Source organism: Benzoatithermus flavus, from assembly GCF_037908215.1.
Lineage (GTDB): Bacteria > Pseudomonadota > Alphaproteobacteria > Geminicoccales > Geminicoccaceae > Benzoatithermus > Benzoatithermus flavus.
On record NZ_JBBLZC010000089.1, the window covers coordinates 1 to 709 of the forward strand.

Annotated in this window: 2 protein-coding genes and 1 pseudogene; all 3 read left to right on the forward strand. The window is 52.9% G+C overall.

The annotated features are described in order from the left end of the window. Positions 1-144, forward strand: a pseudogene (locus tag U1T56_RS24190) (JAB domain-containing protein); the annotation flags it as partial. Positions 145-241: 97 nt separating this feature from the next. Further along, positions 242-634 (forward strand): helix-turn-helix domain-containing protein, encoded by a 393-nt coding sequence (locus U1T56_RS24195; RefSeq protein WP_328207867.1) that lies wholly within the window; start codon positions 242-244, stop codon positions 632-634. Then, the coding region (locus U1T56_RS24200) for a hypothetical protein (protein ID WP_418162047.1) at positions 624-709 on the forward strand (86 nt) is incomplete at its 3' end. The genes U1T56_RS24195 and U1T56_RS24200, both read left to right, overlap by 11 nt.

Sequence of the window (709 nt, forward strand, 5' to 3'; positions counted from 1 at the left end):
AGCCTGAACGCTAGCATTGTGCATCCGAGGGAGGTGATGAAGGCTGCCATTCTCTCCAACTCTGCTTCCATCATCGTCGCCCATAATCATCCCAGCGGTCATTGCGAGCCGTCGAGGGAAGACATCGAGGTAACGAAACGTCTATATACATGCTCATTGAAAAGTTAACCTTCGCATAAGCGGTGCCCACTCTGGTTATACTGCTCCTAAGGAAAAGCATGGGAAAGGAGCGGAATTCTGCATGAAACGTCTCAACATCACCGACAACCATGGATGGACGCCCCGGAAACTCCGCAAGCAGGAACGGAAGATCAAAAACGCTCATCTCCGCCAACGTGTGATGGCCGTCCGCCTGGTCATGGAAGGCTATTTGGGCAAAGACGTGGCCTCCATGGTCAACGTGTGCCGCCAAACCGTTTCCCATTATGTGTCGCTGTTTAACGAAGGGGGCCTGGAACTCCTGCTTCATCGGGATTTTGCCCCTGGGCGAGAGCCGTTTCTCACCGAAGAACAGCAGGAAGAGATCAAACACCTTGTGTTGACCACGACACCCGCGGAGCTGGGCTGGGACATCGCTTCGGCGGATTCTCAAAGAGCGTTACCCGGATCGTCTCATCGTCTTGGTGCTGGATAACGCCCGAATTCATCATGCCAAAATGGTCAAGGAGTTTTTGCGGGAAGAAGGACGGAGTTTTCACTTCATTTACCT